Annotated in this window: 12 protein-coding genes; 10 read left to right on the forward strand and 2 right to left on the reverse strand. The window is 71.9% G+C overall.

The features are described from left to right. Nucleotides 1-145 precede the first annotated feature (145 nt). From ACIQOU_RS34375 to ACIQOU_RS34395, 5 genes are all read left to right on the forward strand, one after another. Nucleotides 146-751 carry a YdbC family protein gene (locus tag ACIQOU_RS34375; RefSeq protein WP_401543733.1) on the forward strand — a complete coding sequence of 202 codons (606 nt, stop codon included), beginning with the start codon at nucleotides 146-148 and terminating at the stop codon, nucleotides 749-751. Between the two features lie 118 nt (nucleotides 752-869). Next, complete coding sequence (locus ACIQOU_RS34380) at nucleotides 870-1,529, forward strand: histidine phosphatase family protein (protein ID WP_401543736.1); 660 nt, start codon at nucleotides 870-872, stop codon at nucleotides 1,527-1,529. A gap of 12 nt (nucleotides 1,530-1,541) precedes the next feature. Then, complete coding sequence (locus ACIQOU_RS34385; RefSeq protein WP_401543738.1) at nucleotides 1,542-2,459, forward strand: ADP-ribosylglycohydrolase family protein; 918 nt, start codon at nucleotides 1,542-1,544, stop codon at nucleotides 2,457-2,459. Nucleotides 2,460-3,606: 1,147 nt separating this feature from the next. Then, entirely contained in the window at nucleotides 3,607-4,308 is a 702-nt protein-coding gene (locus tag ACIQOU_RS34390; protein WP_401543741.1) for a ribonuclease HII, read from the forward strand. 68 nt (nucleotides 4,309-4,376) lie between these two features. Then, nucleotides 4,377-4,991, forward strand: coding sequence for a hypothetical protein (locus tag ACIQOU_RS34395; protein WP_401543744.1), 615 nt, complete (start codon nucleotides 4,377-4,379; stop codon nucleotides 4,989-4,991). A gap of 440 nt (nucleotides 4,992-5,431) precedes the next feature. Here ACIQOU_RS34395 and ACIQOU_RS34400 read toward each other — a convergent pair whose 3' ends face one another. Further along, a complete protein-coding gene (locus ACIQOU_RS34400) occupies nucleotides 5,432-6,055 on the reverse strand; it encodes a hypothetical protein (protein ID WP_401543747.1) in 624 nt (207 codons plus the stop codon). A 409-nt stretch (nucleotides 6,056-6,464) separates the two neighbouring features. Beyond that, nucleotides 6,465-8,630 carry a RecQ family ATP-dependent DNA helicase gene (locus ACIQOU_RS34405; protein WP_401543749.1) on the reverse strand — a complete coding sequence of 722 codons (2,166 nt, stop codon included), beginning with the start codon at nucleotides 8,628-8,630 and terminating at the stop codon, nucleotides 6,465-6,467. A 242-nt stretch (nucleotides 8,631-8,872) separates the two neighbouring features. Here ACIQOU_RS34405 and ACIQOU_RS34410 point away from each other — a divergent pair, with 242 nt between their 5' ends. The 5 genes from ACIQOU_RS34410 (at nucleotide 8,873) to ACIQOU_RS34430 (ending at nucleotide 17,165) form a co-directional block, all read left to right on the forward strand. Beyond that, a complete protein-coding gene (locus tag ACIQOU_RS34410) occupies nucleotides 8,873-10,480 on the forward strand; it encodes a DUF4192 domain-containing protein (RefSeq protein WP_401543752.1) in 1,608 nt (535 codons plus the stop codon). A 708-nt stretch (nucleotides 10,481-11,188) separates the two neighbouring features. Next, nucleotides 11,189-13,135, forward strand: a complete 1,947-nt coding sequence (locus tag ACIQOU_RS34415; RefSeq protein WP_401543755.1) for a glycogen debranching N-terminal domain-containing protein — start codon at nucleotides 11,189-11,191, stop codon at nucleotides 13,133-13,135. A 141-nt stretch (nucleotides 13,136-13,276) separates the two neighbouring features. Continuing rightward, nucleotides 13,277-14,032, forward strand: coding sequence for an NUDIX domain-containing protein (locus ACIQOU_RS34420; protein WP_401543757.1), 756 nt, complete (start codon nucleotides 13,277-13,279; stop codon nucleotides 14,030-14,032). A 160-nt stretch (nucleotides 14,033-14,192) separates the two neighbouring features. Further along, entirely contained in the window at nucleotides 14,193-16,115 is a 1,923-nt protein-coding gene (locus tag ACIQOU_RS34425) for an ATP-binding cassette domain-containing protein (protein WP_401543760.1), read from the forward strand. A gap of 162 nt (nucleotides 16,116-16,277) precedes the next feature. Next, complete coding sequence (locus ACIQOU_RS34430; protein WP_401543762.1) at nucleotides 16,278-17,165, forward strand: FadR/GntR family transcriptional regulator; 888 nt, start codon at nucleotides 16,278-16,280, stop codon at nucleotides 17,163-17,165. Nucleotides 17,166-17,444 lie beyond the last annotated feature (279 nt).

Here is a 17,444-nt window from a genome sequence, read left to right on the forward strand (position 1 = left end):
CCCGATCCCCGTATGCGCCGTCCGGCCCGAACTGCCCGGTGGACAGGGCCGGTTGTCCATCCTGCCACGCGCGCGTGCATGAACGCTGTGCAGATGTCCGCCAGAGAGTGACCAGGGCCACGTTCGCGGGCCGTACGATGGCGCGGTGCTGGTCAAGTGGATTCGCTGCACCGTGGTGGACCGCCGTGGGTTTGAACGCGGGCAGCGGAAATGGGCGGGGCTTCCGGGGGAGCCGGGGTTCCGGGGACAGGGCGGGGGCTGGAGTCGGCAGCGTCCGGGAGTGGCCCATGTCTTCGCGTTCTGGGAGAGCCGCGCCTTCTATGACTCCTTCATGGCCCGTTCGTATGACCGTCTGGCATCGACACAGTCCGGCACGTTCAAGGATGCTCAGGTCCGGCTCTTCGACTATCGCTTCGACGTGAAGACCGGCTTCGAGCCCCGCTTCACGGACGCCGACCTGGTCAGAGTGGCCCTCTGTCGCATCCATGAGGAGCGCGTGGAGCACTTCACCCTGATGCAGGAGAAGGTCTGGAACCCGGCGATGGCCGGTTCGCCCGGCATGATCCGCGGTCTGTTCGGCGAGGCGCCGGGGCACGAGTTCATGGTGCTGTCGATGTGGCGCTCCGCCGCCGAACACGGAAAGTACCGTGCCGAACGCGTGGAGCGGCTCGCCCTGCGGGCCCAGATAGAGGCCGATGTCGCCGCCCTCACCGGCGACATCGTGGAACTGGAACCTTCCTGGACGGTGTGAGGCCGAAGCTGTGAAACAGGTGCCCTGGAGTGGCCCGTGGTGCAGGAAATGTGTGACCTGCGCCGTATGGAGCCCGTACGAGTGCTCGATCCGGCCTCGTACGATCTAGGGTTTTGGCATGGCACGACCACGGCGCATCGTCCTTGTCCGGCACGGAGAGTCAACGGGCAATGTTGATGACACCGTCTACGAGCGGGAGCCCGACCACGCGCTCGCCCTGACCGACCGCGGCTGGCAGCAGGCCGAGGAGACCGGAAAACGGCTGCGCGAGGTCTTCGGACGCGAGCGCATCAGCGTGTACGTCTCCCCGTACCGCCGCACGCACGAGACCCTGCGCGCCTTCCACCTCGACCCCGAGCGCATACGGGTGCGCGAGGAGCCCAGGCTGCGCGAGCAGGACTGGGGCAACTGGCAGGAGCGCGAGGACGTCCGCCTCCAGAAGGCCTACCGGGACGCGTACGGCCACTTCTTCTACCGGTTCGCCCAGGGCGAGTCCGGGGCCGATGTGTACGACCGGGTCGGCGGCTTCCTGGAGAGCCTCTACCGCAGCTTCGAGGCCCCCGACCATCCGTCGAACGTGCTGCTGGTGACCCATGGGCTGGCGATGCGGCTCTTCTGCATGCGCTGGTTCCACTGGACGGTCGACGAGTTCGAGTCGCTGTCCAATCCCGGGAACGCCGAGATGCGCATGCTCGTTCTCGGGGAGGACGGCAAGTATGTGATGGACCGGCCCTTCGACAGCTGGCGGAAACCGGAGCCGTACCGGATCACCGGATAGGGCGACGGCGCGATGACCCTTGACTCGGCTTCCCTCGACGGGCGCCTGGAGCGTGCCCTGGCCAGCCTGCGCGGCCTTGCGGTGGGAGATGCGCTGGGCTCGCAGTTCTTCGTCCCGGTGAACCACCCGCTGCTGGGGAAGCGTGCGCTGCCGCCGGGGCCCTGGCAGTGGACGGACGACACGGAGATGGCCTGCTCGGTCGTCGCCGTCCTGGCCGCCCACGACCACATCGACCAGGACGCGCTGGCCCACTCCTTCGCCGAACGTCATGACTTCGACCGGGGGTACGGCCCCGCCGTCAACCGGCTGCTGAGGCTCGTCCGGGAGGGTGGCGACTGGCGAGAGCTTGCCGCAGGCCTGTTCGACGGGCAGGGCTCCTGGGGCAACGGCGCGGCGATGCGGTCCGCTCCGCTGGGTGCCTGGTACGCGGACGACCCGGAGCGGGCCGCGCATCAGGCGGAACTCTCCGCGCACCCCACTCACCAGCACCACGAGGCGGTAGCCGGCGCGATGGCCGTGGCCGCCGCAGCCGCCCTGGTCACCGCGCCGGGTGGCCCGCCCGGCGCCGAGGCACTCCTCGACGGGGTGGTCGCCCTGATTCCGGTGAGCGAGGTCGGCGCCGGCCTTCGACGCGCTCGCGACCTGCTCGACGAAGACGCGTCCACGGCTGCGGCGGTCCTCGGCTGCGGACGCCGCACCTCGGCCCTCGACACGGTCCCCTTCGCGCTCTGGTCCGCTGCGCGTGCCCTGGGGGACTACGAACGGGCGTTCTGGACGACCGCACAGGCCGGCGGTGACGTGGACACCACCTGTGCGATCGCCGGCGGTGTGGTGGCCGCGGGGAAGTTCGGCACCCCGCCGAGCGAGTGGCTGGAACAGACGGAGACGTTGCCCGAGTGGGTGCCGGGTGGCGGCGGGTCGGGTGCGTGAGGGGGCTCTGCGCGGGGGTGCGGGGCGGATGGGGTGGGGAGTGACTGGTTGCTTCCCTGGGTTGGTTACGGGGGTTGCGGGGGGTGCGGGGGTTGCGGGGGTTGCGGGGCGTGATGGGGCTGTGGGGCTTTCGGTCTTTGGCTGGGAATCGTTCGCGCTCGAATCGGCGGCTGGAAGCGCCGGTCAGGCGAAGGAAACTCTCTGTGTTCGTCGGGAACTCTGCGTGATGGCCAGTCCGTTGTAGTGGCATCCGCCGTGGGATCTCTGGAGTTGCACGCGGCGGGGGCTATGCGAGGGGGGCTTGAGGGTGGGGGCGATGGAGATTGTTCCGTCGACGGCAGTGCTGGTGCTGGTGCTGGTCGCGGTGTCGGCGGTGGCGTTTGTGTTGCTGGCGTTGCTTTCGGGTGCCTCGGTCGGCCGTCGGGCCTGGGGTTCCGGCCGGTCTGGTCGGGTTGTTCTTGGGGGTCCGGATGGTCGCGTGGGCCGTTGTCTGGGGGCGTGTCGGCATCGTTGCGTTGGGGGATGCGGTCGTGTCGGACGGGCGCGTCAGGTCGGTTGGCCCGGGCTAACTGGCCATCTCCTGAAAGGCGTTGAGAGGGCCGGAGGTCATCCTCGGCATGTGTCGGCAGTCCCGGGCCGAGTGCGATCACGTACGTGCCCGAGTGGCTGTGGTCGGCGAATAACTCCGGCGTGAGCGCGGGGTGGCGAGCGGGGCGAAGCCATGTGCGGTCACTCGGGGAAGCGGTGGCAAGAACGTTGCCTCGTCGCCCGTGTGGTGATTCACGAATGCGATCCGGCGTGGGCGGCTGCGCTTTCGTGGCGTGAACTTCGGAGCGGGCGTGAAGCTCACCGTTCGACGTCAGTGAGTGTCACCGCCCTTGGCGTGGAACGGAACGAGGTCCGCTTGGACATGGTCGTCGACTACGTCTTCGACGCCGTTCCGGCTGCTGGTAGGGGCCGCTTCAAGATGCACGGGCGCGAAGAGAGGGGCGGTGATGTGGAGGGAACGGTCGGCCAGTTCGCGCTTCCGTCGTCGAGGTCGGGCTTCGGTCGGGCGTCGGTCGAGTGCGCCTCGCGAACGACTGGGCCGACTCTCGGGGAGCCGGGGTGTCGCCGGGTGATCCGGGCGGCGTAGGCTAAGACCGCCATGCCGTACGAACCACCCACCCACACCGTCGAGCGCTCACTCCGCGCCACGACCGGGGCGAAGATCATTGCCGGTGTCGACGAGGTGGGGCGAGGCGCTTGGGCCGGACCCGTCACCGTCTGCGCGGCGGTCACCGGACTGCGCCGGCCCCCCGAAGGCCTCACCGACTCCAAGTTGCTGACCGTCAAGCGTCGTGACGTGCTGGACCTGCAACTACGGGAGTGGGTGACGTCGTTCGCCCTCGGGCACGCCTCCCCGGAGGAGATCGACGCACGGGGCATGACAGCAGCCCTGCGCCTGGCCGCCGTACGAGCCCTGGAGGCTCTGCCGGTCCGTCCGGACGCGGTGATCCTCGACGGGAAGCACGATTACCTCGGGGAGCCCTGGAAGGTCCGCACGGTCATCAAGGGCGACCAGTCGTGCGTGTCCGTCGCGGCGGCCTCGGTGATCGCCAAGGTTCAGCGCGACAAAATGATGGCCGAACTGGGTGTCGACCATGCAGACTTCGGTTTTGCGGACAACGCCGGGTATCCGTCCCCCGTGCACAAGGCCGCACTGGAGGAGCGGGGTCCCACCCCGTACCACCGGTTGTCGTGGGCGTATCTTGATGCGCTGCCCCAGTGGCGGCACCTCAAGAAGGCCCGCAGCTGGGCGGACGGAAGCACTCCGGAGATCGAGGGCCAGCTCGGCTTCGATTTCTGACGATCCCACTCGCACTGATGTGCCACCCACTGGTGCGAGCCGCACTAATGTTTGATAGATATCAGCTCATGCCTCTCATTCCCGAGGAGCCTCAGATTCACGAGAGTGCCCAGGGTCCCCGCACCGCGCCGACCCCTCGCCCCGTACCCGGCCCCCGTCCCGCGGCCCCGCCGCGACCCGGTCGTCCTGGTCCGCTCCGGCCCACCCCGCCGGCGCAGCGCACGTCGGGAGACGCGACCGTGGCTGCTCCCGGACCGTCCGGTCCGGCCGCTGCCTCCGTCACGACTCCGGCGACCCCGCAGATCCAGCTGATCCCGGCCTCGAAGGAAGGCGCGCTCGACGCCGCCGAGGAGGCCGTGGACCTGTTGCTGGACTCCGGGCGAGCCCCCGGCGACGTCCTCGTCATCACCACCGGCGAACAACACCCGTGGGCCGCCCACGAGTTGTCCTTCGGTGAAGCCTCCTACTGGGCGCAGCTCGCCGCAGGCGACGACGTGTTCTACACGGGCGTCACCGTCGCCGATCGCGCCGCCACGCGTCCCGTGGTCGTGGTCGCCGTCAACGGCGGTCCCGACGCGGTCGTCAGCAGCCTCCTGCCCCTGGCCCGCACCCGGGCCGGTGCCCTGCTGATCGTGTGCGGTGACCCGCAGACGATCAACTCGGCGCTGGGCACCAGCGTCTGAGCCCGTTCCGACCGGCCCGCGAGGCCATCGGAGCGACGCGGGCGCCGCTGAGGCGACGTTGAGCACGGCGGGCGTTTCGGCACGCCCGTCGTCATACGCGGTGCACGTCTGCCGCGTACGCGGTGCGCACCTGCCGGTATGCGCGGGAGTACGTCCGCCGGTGCATGGCGGAGGCAGCCCGGAGCCCGCAGAGGCCTTGTCCCGCACCGGAGTTGGCGCTCCGTTTGACCACCGTCGGCAGGGGGGCGAGGTCGCCGTTCACGCCCATGACGGGGGTGCCGGGTTACGGGCGGGCGAGTCGCCGCGAGTGAGCGGTACCAACGCCGGAACCCGAGCACGGAGTGACGTTGCCCGGACTGCCGTTAGGGCCCGCCGACGGCGGGTGTGCCGGGAGGCGTGCCGCGCGGGTGGCACGGCACGTCGTCGGGCTGTCCAGCTCTCTAGCGGGCCGCCGCGCGGCGCAGAACCTCCGAGGCGGCGCCGCCCGTCCGGGGCAACGGCGGCGGGGAATCGGAGAGTTCGAAGGGCTCCGGCGTCGAGTGCGCGCTCGGGCGGCGCCCGCCCCGCCCCTCACCGAGGACCTGCCAGCCGTCCCGGGTCAGCGTGATGTACGCCCCGCAGCGCAGACCGTGCAGCGTGCAGGCGTCACGCAGCCCCCACATCCACGCGCCGTCCTCCTGGGTCCACTGCGGGTCGCCGTCACGGCAGTAGAGCAGCACGGCGGTGCGTACCGGGGTGCGGCGGCGCAGATCGTGCGGGATGACCCGGCGCAACTGAGCCAGCAGCGCGTTGCGGAACATCCAGCCGTCGGCCGGAGCCTGTCTGCGGGTGAACGACGCGCTCGCCCGCAGCCGTTCGTCCTGGTCGAGCACGGCCACGACCGCGGTCGCCAGCCCGGGGCGGTGCCGGGAGTGGAGCCCGCTGACGACCTCACGGGGGTTGCGCAGCAGGGGGATTCCGGCGGCTGACCACTCCGCCGGTTCGAGCATACGGGCCAAGGGGTTGGCGGAAGCGGCGGACAGGTCGGCAGACGCCGTTGAGGACGGGGCAAGTCCGAGAGTCACGGTCCTCCCTTCGGCTACGCGCCCACACTGCGGGCGGGGTCGGATTCGGGGGAGCGCACACCGCAGCAGAGCCCTACCGGACCACGGACGAGCCGTGCGGGAGCGGAGTTCAATTCTTGCTGTCGAACTGGGATGCGGCAACGAGCAATTGGGGCTGACGACCGAAATATGGCGTTCCGCGGGTTATATCCCTACCCGATGCGTCCTGGGGCGACGCGTGGGATGGTCGTTCACCTCCCGTTCGTGCCTCGTTGGGGCGACCGTGGCCGAGGAAGCCGGGGCGCACGGACGGGGAACCCCGGGGGCGGTCCGGATGGTGGCGGTGTACGCGGAGGCTATGGGTCGGACGGGACGGGTGGCGCGCACGGCACGCGCGTGCGGGGAACGCGTGCCGTGGCTGCCGTCGCGCTCAGCCCTGGACGGCCAGAACGAGCGGCAACACCTCCTGCGCACCGGCACGCCGCAGCATCCGGGCCGCGACGGCGAGCGTCCACCCGGTCTCGGTGAAGTCGTCCACCAGAAGCACCGGACCCCGGGTCTCGGCGAGGGCGGAAGCCAACTCGGACGGCACGCTCAGTGCCCCGTCGAGCGCCTTCAGACGCTGGGCGCTGTTGCTGCGCGGGATACGGGAGTCGTCGCCGATGTACTCCAGCGAGCCCAGCAACGGGAGCCTGCCGACCTCGGCGATCCGCGCGCCCAGGGAACCCACCAGCCGGGGACGCGTGCGTGAGGCGACGGTGACGACACCCACCGGGCGCTGCTGGGCGTCGGCCGCCCCGGACGCCCAGCCACCGGGCCCCTTGGCCCAGTCGACGAGGACCCCGACGACGGCCTGTGCCACGTCGTCCGGCAGCGGACCGTCCGACGCCTGGGCCGCGAACATCGGGCGCAGCCGGTTGCCCCAGCCGATGTCCGACAGGCGCCCCAACGCCCGCCCCACGGCCGCCTGTTCACCGGCCGGAATGCGGCCCTTGAGGTCGACACCGACCGCCGGCAGCCCGGTCGGCCACATACGCCGCGGCTCCACCTCGACCCCCGCCCGGCCGAGATCGACACGCGCCGCGTCCAGCGCGGCCGGGGACATGTCCGCAGTGAACCGGGCCCCCGCGCAGTTGTCGCAGCGACCGCACGGCTTGGCGCCCTCGTCGTCCAACTGCCGTTGCAGGAACTCCATCCGGCAGTCGGACGTCGACGCGTAGTCGCGCATCGCCTGCTGCTCCGCCCCGCGCTGCCGCGCCACCCACGCGTACCGCTCGGCGTCGTAGGCCCAGGCCTGCCCGGTCGCGATCCAACCGCCCTTGACCCGCTTGACCGCCCCGTCCACGTCGAGGACCTTCAGCATCGACTCCAGGCGGGAGCGGCGAAGCTCCACCAGCGGTTCCAGCGCGGGCAACGACAGGGGGCGTTCCGCGCGCGTGAGGACGTCGAGGGTGCGCCGGACCAGTTCCTCGGACGGGAAGGCGAGCGAGGCGAAGTACTCCCAGATCGCCTCGTCCTCCTTGCCGGGCAGCAGCAGCACCTCGGCATGGTCGACTCCGCGGCCGGCGCGGCCCACCTGCTGGTAGTAGGCGATCGGCGACGAGGGGGAGCCCAGGTGCACCACGAAACCGAGGTCCGGCTTGTCGAAGCCCATCCCGAGGGCTGAGGTGGCGACCAGGGCCTTCACCTTGTTGGCGAGCAGGTCGTCCTCGGCCTGCTGCCGGTCGGCGTTCTCCGTCTTGCCCGTGTACGAGGCGACGGTGTGACCGCGGTGCCGGAGGAAGGCGGTGACCTCCTCGGCGGCGGCCACGGTGAGCGTGTAGATGATGCCGGAACCCGGCAGGTCGTCCAGGTGGTCGGCGAGCCAGGCCATGCGGTGCGCCGCGTCCGGCAGCCGCAGCACGTTCAGGCTCAGGCTCTCCCGGTCCAGCGGTCCGCGCAGCACCAGGGCGTCGGAGGAGCCTCCGGTGCCCAGTTGCTCGGCCACATCGGCCGTCACGCGTGCGTTGGCTGTGGCGGTGGTCGCGAGGACCGGGACGCCCGGCGGGAGGTCGCCCAACATGGTGCGCAGCCGCCGGTAGTCCGGGCGGAAGTCGTGGCCCCAGTCGGAGATGCAGTGCGCCTCGTCCACCACGAGGAGGCCGGTGGCGGCGGCGAGCGCGGGCAGCACCTCGTCGCGGAAGTCGGGGTTGTTGAGCCGTTCCGGCGAGACCAGCAGGACGTCGACCTGGCCGGCCGCGATCTCCTCCTGCACGGTCCCCCACTCCTCCGTGTTGGAGGAGTTGATGGTGCGCGCGTGAATGCCGGCCCGGGCGGCGGCGTCGACCTGGTTGCGCATCAGCGCGAGGAGAGGGGAGACGATCACCGTCGGGCCGCTGCCTTGTGCGCGCAGCAGCGAGGTCGCCACGAAGTAGACGGCGGACTTGCCCCACCCCGTGCGCTGCACGACGAGCGCCCGGCGTCTGTCGGCGACCAGCGCCTCGATCGCCCGCCACTGGTCCTCGCGCAGCCGGGCCGCGCCGGTCGCGTCCCCGACGAGACGGGCGAGGACCGTATCGGCCGCCGCCCGGAGTTCCGCGTTGCTCGTGTGCTCCATGCCTCCCATCCAACAGGACGGCACTGACAATCCCGGCCGAGGAAGTCGGGGATCGCGGGCTGCCCGGCGAAGTCGGCGGCACCGGAATTGCCAGGCCGGTAGCCCGGTATGACTTTCAACGGGACGGTCGGATGGGTCTTTCCGCAGGTCAGAGCTGTTGGGCAGGTGACGGGTTGTCGTGTTCCTGGCCGGACTTTTCCACAGGCCGCACCAGATTCTCAGGTCCGCGAGATCGTCAGCGCATGACGAATCACGGCGAAACCACTGGATCATCCGAAAACGGCAAGACGACCGGACACGGGGAGTACGAGGCCAACGACGGACACGGCGCCGCTGCCCGACCCGAGACGTACACCGAGCCGACCGCCTACGTCGGCCACGGCGCCGGACACCAGATCACCCTGCGCACGCCCGCGGAGCTGGCCGATGCCCTGCCCTATCTCCTCGGGTACCGACCCGAGGACAGCATGGTGCTGGTCGCCCTGCACGAGAAGGACGTCCGCGGCAGGTTCGGTGGCCGGGCCCGACTCGGCATTCCGCCGAACGCGGACGACTGGGCCTCGGCGGCCCGCCAACTGGTCCACGGCCTGGTGACGGGCAGCGAGCGCAGGGGCGCACGGCCCGAGCAGATGGTCGTCTACCTCTGCCAGGAGCCCGCGAGGGGAGAGACGGGGCAGGAGGTCATGCGACGACTGCAACCCCTTGCCCAGGAACTGCGTCTCGCGTGCGGCGACCTCGACGTGCCGGTGGTCGAGGCACTGTGCATCGCGGACGGCCGCTTCTGGTCCTACTCCTGCGACAGCCAGTGCTGTCCGTCCACGGGCCTGCCGATGGGCCTGCCCGGTACGTCCGTGCTGGCAGCCGCCGCCACCTACGCCGGCCTCCAGGTGCGAGGCACCTTGCGTGAGTTGCGGGTGAGGCTGCAACCCTGGGAGACCGCTGCCGCGCTGGAGCAGGAGACGGCTCTGGACGCCGCCGGTATGGCGCTGATCCCCAGGATTCTGGACGACAGCGACCGAGCCGACGTCGCCACGGACACCCTGGATCTGGCCGAGCGCGTCATGCGCCGCCTCGCCGGAGCCCCGGCCGTGTCCGGGATTCTCCCGGCCGACATGCGCGACGACGACCTGATCGGCCACGACGAGGCGGCGACCCTGATCCTCGGCCTCCAGGACCGGGTGACCCGCGATCACGCGGCTGAATGGATGGAGGGCGACGAGGCCGGCCCGGCCCTCCGGCTCTGGCGAGCCCTGGCCCGCCGCTGTGTCGGCCCGTACGCCGAGCACGCGGCGGCGCCGCTGAGCCTCGCCGGTTGGGTCGCCTGGTCCACCGGCGACGAACTGGAAGCCCGCGAGGCCCTGGCCATGGCCCTGGGCGCGGACCCCGAATATCTCTTCGCCCGACTGCTCCACCAGGCCTGCAACGAGGGGCTCGACCCGGAGTCCATCCGCCGCTGTCTCCGCACGGGACGGCGGGGCCGCCGAGAGACCGGAGTGCAGTACCCGGCACTCGCGGTACCGGAGCAGTCCGGCGGTGGGGTGGAGCAGCAGACGGAGCTGCCGTCGGCTGACGCGGCCGACTTCATGCCGACGCCGGAGCGCTCCCACGGCCGACGCTGGACCCGCGCGGGTGTCACGCAGCCCCGCCCGAGGTCGAACGTTCGCGGGAACGGCGCGAGCATCCCGCGCCCGCGTACACCTGGCTCCCCGGGGGCCGGCGGTACGCACCCCGGTGGTGAGCGGGCCGGTGGTACGCGCCCGAGCACCCCGCGGAAGGGGGTCGCACAGCGCTGCGAAGGCCGCTCCGGAGACACCCGCCCGGCGGTCGACGGAGCCGAGGACGGGGCGTGAGCAGGGCCCGGACGCAGGCGGCTTCGACGGGCGGCGTCGAAGTCCGCAGCGCGCCCGCGCGCCCGGCGGGGCCGGGAACCGACGGGAGTGAGGTGCACCGACAGCGCCGTCCAGCAGGGCCGGGACGTCAAGGGCGTGACCCGGAGGAGGTCCGCTCCGTTCACCTGAGTGGCGGAACCCTCGGCCGGGCCCTGCTGCCGTACCGCCCTCGCCCGACCGGAACTCCTCACTTGGCGCCGTATCCGCCCAAGGCGCAGAGAGCGCAGAAGAAGCCTCCTCATGCATCAGCCGACTTCTCCCTTCTCCGCCGACGACGCCCCTGGCACCGACGGATCACCGACTTCCTCCGGACCGGTCACCGACCGAAGCTTCACGTCCGGCGGCCGGACCTCCGGACCAACCAACGACCGGGATTCCACGCCCGCACGGTCCTCCAGGCCGTACTGGGCCGGGGTCGCGGCGCCGGAACGAACAGGCAGCCTGGCCGAACCCCGGGAGCCCTCCTCGACAAGGTCACTCGGGTCATCCTGGCCGGGTGCGGCGTCATCCCCACCGGGCGGAGCGCCGGTCGGCCTGGCACACCAGGCCCCGCCGCCCTCTCCGCCCCTGACAGCGTCCCGTGGCTTGTTCGGGGCTCCCCGGCAGAGAACCGCGTCCCCGTCCCGCACCGCGTCGGCGACGGGACCTGTCCCGCCGCCCAGGCGGTCCGTGGGTCTGCCGGCCACGCACACGGTCCTGATCTGCGTCGGCCTTCCGGGACTCGCGATCTCCACGGAGCAGGGCCAGTTGACGGGCCAGGGGCTGGAGGGCTTCTACCGCTCGGGCCGGCGCCTGCTGTCCCGGTGCCGGCTCCGGGTGGCCGGGTACGAACCGGTGGCCGTCCAGGCCCGGATGGCAGGTGCCGACCGAGCCCGCTTCGTCGGCACCCTGCGCACCTCGCCGCTCGGTGGTCCGGACCCGGACGTGGTCGTCGAACGGGTCCGGCACGCGGACGGGACCGAGCTGATCACCCTGAGCAGCTCGACCTCCCGCCCCCTGCGCGTGCCGATCGAGATGGCGTTGGGCACGGACCTGGCCGACCTGGGCGCGATCGCCTCCGGCACTTCAGGGCCCGAACTGCCCGCCAGCGTGCACGACTCCGGCCTGCGCTGGTCAGGTCCCACCGCGACCTCGACCGTCACCACGGACCCCCCACCCACCGACATGCTGGCCGCCACAGGGCTGCTGCGCTGGGAGTTCGAACTGCCCCCGGGCGGCAGCCGCACCCTCGAACTCCGTGTACGGCAGGAGGGAGAGGCACCCCTGCGCACGGTGGCCCGCTCGGCGACCAGCCCGCTCGCGACCGCGCACGCCTCCGGCGACGACCCCGGAATCCAGCAGCTCCTGCGCACGAGCATCGAGGATCTCCAGGCCCTGCTCCTGCGCGACCCGGCACACCCTATGGACACCTACCTCGCGGCGGGAGCGCCCTGGCGCTGCGGTCTGGCTCCGGCCGAGGCGCTCGCCGCCGCCCGGATGACGCTGCCCCTCGGGACCAGACTCGCCGCCGGCACCTTGCGCACCCTCGCACGCGCCCAACTCCGGGGACCGGATGGCAGGTCCGGCATGATCCCCGGGGCGAGGCGGGACGCGGGTACGCGGCTCCCGCCGAGCTGCACCGGGACCGAGGCCACGCTGCTGTTCCCGGCCCTCCTCGCGGAGGCCCACCGCTGGGGGCTGCCCGAACCCGACGTGGAGGAGCTGCTGCCCGCCGCCGAGCGGTGCCTGTCCTGGCTGCTGACGAACGTCGGCGACGGCACCTACCTCTGCGACCCCCAGCCGGGCGGACCCGTCCGGTGCGAGACCCAGGCACACGCCCACCGGGCCGCGCTGCTGGGCGCCGATCTGCTGGAGGCCTGCGGGAGACCGGGAGCCGCCGAGTTGCGGGAGTGGGCCAAGAGGCTGCGGGAGGCGTTCCGGGCGGACTTCTGGATCGACGACCGGAGTGGAGGCAGACCGGCGGCGGCCCGGCTGCCGGACGGAACGCCGGTGCCGCACCTCGTCGGCACCGCCGCCCACCTTCTGGACACCGGTCTGCTGGGCGGCGGCCGACTCGCCCCCGGCCTGCTGGACCGAGTACAGACCGGGCAGCTCGCGAGACTGCTCGGCGCCCCGGCCATGGACTCGGGCTGGGGACTGCGCGGACTGGGCGCGAAGGAGACCGGTTACAACCCCTTCGGCCATCGCGGCGGCGCTGTGCGGGTCCACGAGACGGCGGTCGCGGTCGCGGGCCTCGCGTCCGCCGGTTACGAGAAGGAGGCGTCCTCGCTGCTGCGTGGCGCACTCGCCGCGTCCGCCGCCTTCGGCCACCGGCTGCCCGAGATGTACGCGGGCGAACAGCGCACCGAAGGGAGCGCTCCCCTCCTGCACCCGGCGGCATGCCGTCCCGCCGCCACCGCCGCGGCAGCTGGGGTGCTCCTGGTCACCACGCTCGCGGGAATCCGGCCGGACACCCCGGCGGGGAAGGTCGCGCTGCACCCCTGGCCCGGCATGCCGCTGGGCGAGATCAACCTGACGGGGTTGCGCGTCGCCGGAGCACCCTTCTCCGTGCGGGTCAGCAGACTCGGCCTCGCCATGGTCGAAGAGGCGGCCGACGGCCTGCAATTGGGGGTGTGAGCTGGAAGGGACCTGTATACGGCCGACGCTCCGGACCGACCCACGGTGACCGTAGAGGCCTCCGCCGGGTCGGGCGGGATCAGCCACCGAAGGGCCGACGAAGGGAGTGTTTATCGTCAAGCAGACGACTATGATCGCCGCATGCCCTACGACCCGTCAGCTTTCCCCCCGTTCGCCGTCACCGTGGATCTGGTCGTGCTGACCGTGCGCCGTCATGCTCTGTGTGCGCTGGCGATTCGCAGGGGCGAGTCACCGTTCCAGGGGCGTTGGGCGCTGCCGGGCGGCTTCGTGCGGGCCGACGAGGACCTGGCACAGGCCGCCGCACGGGAACTGGCGGAGGAGACCGGGCTGCGGGCGCACGAACCGGCCGGTCCCGTCCAGGACAACGGCGCGCATCTGGAACAGCTCGCGACCTACGGCGATCCCGGGCGCGACCCCCGGATGCGCGTGGTCAGCGTTGCCCACCTGGCACTCGCCCCGGACCTGCCCGCCCCCAGGGCGGGCGGCGACGCCAGCAACGCGCGCTGGGCTCCGGTCGAGGAACTCCTCCAAGGCGGCCACGGGCGCGACGGCGAACCGGTGGCGCCGCTCGCCTTCGACCACGCACAGATCCTGTCCGACGGTGTGGAACGCGCTCGCTCCAAGATCGAGTACTCCTCGCTCGCCACGGCCTTCTGCCCCACCGAGTTCACGGTCGGTGAACTGCGCCGGGTGTACGAGGCGGTGTGGGCGGTGGCCCTCGATCCGCGCAACTTCCACCGCAAGGTGACCGGCACACCGGGTTTCCTCGTCCCGACCGGTGGAACCACCACCCGGCAGGGCGGCCGCCCGGCCCAGCTCTTCCGAGCCGGCGGCGCCACCCTCCTCAACCCGCCCATGCTGCGCCCCGAAGTGTGAGGACCCGGCCCGGGGCACGCTGCGGAGCCGGGATCAGGAACGAGTACCGAACGCGGTTACCGTCGCACCGGTCGCCGCCGTGCTCGGGGCTGGTGCCGTGTGACTAGAAATCTGGTCACTATGACCAGATTTCTGGTCATAGCGCGCTATCTTGCTGCGGGTGATCCAGGCCTTCGGACTGACCAGCAACCCCCGCAAGGACCTTCCGCCCGCCGTCGACGACGTCTCCTTCGAAGCGCACGCCGGGCATGTCACCGCCCTCCTCGGCAGCACGGGGGCGGGCAAGACGACGACGCTCAGACTCATGCTCGAACTCCAACAGGGCCGTGGCATCACCTACTTCAGGGGCCGCCCCCTGCACCGCATCGCCCACCCCTCCCGTGAGGTCGGCGTCCTGCTGGGAGACGTACCGGGCCACCCGGCCCGCACCGTCCGAGGGCACCTCCGCATGCTGTGCGCCGCCGCCGGCGTCACGGTCCGCCGCGCCGACGAGGTCCTGGAGGTGGTCGGCCTGGTCAGCCTGCGCGACGAACGCCTCGGCACCCTCTCCCGCGGCATGGACCGGCGCCTCGGCCTGGCCTGCGTCCTGCTCTCCGACCCGCACACACTCGTCCTCGACCACCCCGCCGAAGGGCTCTCCGCCCGCGAGATCCGTTGGCTGCACGGCATGCTGCGCGCCCACGCGGTCCAAGGCGGCACGGTCCTGCTCACCGCCGACGACCCCAAGGAGGCGGCCCGCAGCGCCGACCGGGTCGTCACCCTGGACCAGGGCAGAGTCGTCGCCGACCAGGACGCCACCGAATTCGCCCGCACCCGGCTGCGCCCCCGCGTCGTGGTCCGCAGCCCGCACGCCACCCGCCTCGCCGCCCTGCTCGCCAAGGAGGCACGCACCGCCCACCGCTCCGTCGAAGTCGTCCGAGAGGGCGGCAACCGCCTCTCCGTGTACGGCGGTACCTGCGCCGAAGTCGGCGAGACCGCCTTCCGCCACGGCATCCTCGTCCACCAACTCGCCGACGAGATCGGCGACATGGGCCCCGGTGCCGGGACGGACGCCGAGGAGACGTTGCCGCCGGAGACGTCACCGGCGCCGCCGGTCACCCACGAACCCCGTGCGACGCCGAAGGCCCTCGCCCCGGACGCCACGCTCGAAGATCCCGGCGAAGCTCCACAACTGCCCACCCCCGGGGCCACCGTTGCCCCCCGCACCGAGAGCGGCTCGGACGCGCAGGGCCCGGATCGCCCCCGACGCACCGCCCGTCCACGCACCCTCGACGTCCTCCCGTCCCTCCCGCCCCCCATCTCGGTCCGCTCCGCGCCCAGCCCGCTCCGCCCCCTGCGCTACGAGATCCGCCGCGCCGCCGGGATCGGCACGGGGTTCCTCGTCGGCGCCGCCGTCCTCGTCACGTCCGCCCTCACCGCCGTACTGCTGGCCCGGGTCGGACACACCCCGCAGGCCCGTCTGCTGGCCGCGTGGCCCCAGCAGCTGCCCCTGCCGCCCGCGGCACTCGGCGCCGGGCTGCTCGGCGCGCTGGCCTTCGGCGATGAGTTCCGCCACCCCGCGCTGGCGGCGGACCGGGGCACCGTGCCCCGGCGGCTGGGGCTGCTCGTCGCGAAGCTCGTCGTCGCCGCGGCCACCGCGACGACGCTGGCCTTCCTCACGATCGGCTGCGACGCCGAAATGCTCTACCTCGTCTACGGACGGGAGCTCGCACAAGTTCCCGCCGACTGGCTTTCGTCGAGCGCGAGTTGGCTCGGGCTCGTCATCGGATGCGCCTGGGCCGGAGTGCTGGCCGCCGGTGTCTTCCGGTCCACCACGGCCGGGCTCGCGGCGGTTCTCGCCGTTCCGGTGGCCGTCGTTCCACTCGTGCACAAGGCGCTGGAAGGACCGTCGGTGCGGACGGCGGCGGGATTCCCGCTGCGGCTGCGTGAGCTGCTGCTGATGCAGTGGCCGTTCGGCGGGGAGCGGTACATGGTCGCCGCCGCACGTGTCCTCGCCCAACCCGTGGGCAGCGCGCTGGTGTTGTCGGTCACCGTCCTGCTCTGCGCGTACCTGCTGACGACCCTGCGGAGCAGGGTCCGATGACGGTCCTTCGCACCCCTCGGGCGTGCCCCTGTGCGCAACTCCCCTGGGAAAGCCCATTTCTGTCCGATTAGTCGTCAATTGCGACGGGGTGAGCGATCACCCTTTCGTGTGCTTTTCACCAAAGACCTCAAGGGAGTTGGAGACAGCGCCGACAAAGGTCTCGTGAGTACCCTTGCGCACACCATGATGACCGCCGCCCGCTCCGCAGACTCCGGTCTCGCCGGCCCGGGCGAACTCGACCGCTACCCCTACGCCGACGCGCCCGGCCCCGACCGCGTCGGCATCCCTTCCTGGGAGGGCGGGGAGTCCGATCTGGGCCGCGTCGGCCGACGGGCCGCGGGCAGCCGCGGGCGCGGGCTGCACGGCCAACTCGTCCAACAGCTGGGCCAGATGATCGTCTCCGGCGACCTGGGCGCCGACCGCCCGCTGGTGCCCGAGGAGATCGGCCAGCGCTTCGAGGTGTCCCGCACCGTCGTCCGCGAGTCGCTCCGTGTCCTTGAGGCCAAGGGCCTGGTCAGCGCCCGCCCGAACGTCGGCACGCGCGTGCGTCCCGTCAGCGACTGGAACCTCCTCGACCCCGACATCATCGAATGGCGGGCGTTCGGACCGCAGCGCGACGACCAGCGCCGTGAGCTGAGCGAGCTGCGCTGGACCATCGAACCGCTCGCCGCGCGACTGGCCGCCGGGCACGGGCGCGAGGACGTCCAGCAGCGGCTCGCCGACATGGTCGAGATCATGGGCCACGCCATGGCCCAGGGCGACGCCCTGACCTTCTCCCGCGCGGACGCCGAATTCCACTCCCTGCTCATCCAGCTCGCGGGCAACCGGATGCTGGAGCACCTCTCCGGGATCGTCTCGGCCGCGCTCCAGGTCTCCGGCAGCCCCGTCACCGGATGCGACCGCCCGAACGAAGCCTCCCTGGGGTGCCACGGCAGGATCGTCGAGGCGCTCGCCGCGGGCGACGGTGCGGCGGCCGAGGTCGCCATGCGTCAACTGCTCACCGTCCACCCCGATGTGGAGCGCGTGGTGCCCGCCCCGCGCGAGCACTGACCCCCCACCATGGGTGGCGTGCCCGGGGCCGCCCCTCGGCCTCACGCCGTCGCTGCCGCGGGTCCCGTCGGGCCCCGCAGAACCTCTCGGGGTGCTGCGGGGCCCGACGGCGCCTCGGGGTGGCGCGGCGAGGATGCCCTGAACCCGATGCCGTGCGACCTCCTCTGCCCGTATCTGACCGTTTTTGAGCGCTTACGGGGTGTGACTCGGGCCACGCAGGTTGGGCGTAACGCTCATCGAAGCTGCGCGATGACCTAAGAGGTGACCGCCGAGGAGGGA

The organism is Streptomyces sp. NPDC091279, from assembly GCF_044757465.1.
Taxonomy (GTDB): Bacteria; Actinomycetota; Actinomycetes; order Streptomycetales; family Streptomycetaceae; genus Streptomyces.

What these genes read in the sequence shown, in the direction of transcription:
- ACIQOU_RS34380 (WP_401543736.1), top strand. Translation starts at nt 870, where the DNA reads ATGGCACGACCACGGCGCATCGTCCTTGTCCGGCACGGAGAGTCAACG.
- ACIQOU_RS34385 (WP_401543738.1), top strand. Translation starts at nt 1,542, where the DNA reads ATGACCCTTGACTCGGCTTCCCTCGACGGGCGCCTGGAGCGTGCCCTG.
- ACIQOU_RS34390 (WP_401543741.1), top strand. Translation starts at nt 3,607, where the DNA reads ATGCCGTACGAACCACCCACCCACACCGTCGAGCGCTCACTCCGCGCC.
- ACIQOU_RS34395 (WP_401543744.1), top strand. Translation starts at nt 4,377, where the DNA reads ATGCCTCTCATTCCCGAGGAGCCTCAGATTCACGAGAGTGCCCAGGGT.
- ACIQOU_RS34405 (WP_401543749.1), bottom strand. Translation starts at nt 8,630, where the DNA reads ATGGAGCACACGAGCAACGCGGAACTCCGGGCGGCGGCCGATACGGTC.
- ACIQOU_RS34410 (WP_401543752.1), top strand. Translation starts at nt 8,873, where the DNA reads ATGACGAATCACGGCGAAACCACTGGATCATCCGAAAACGGCAAGACG.
- ACIQOU_RS34420 (WP_401543757.1), top strand. Translation starts at nt 13,277, where the DNA reads ATGCCCTACGACCCGTCAGCTTTCCCCCCGTTCGCCGTCACCGTGGAT.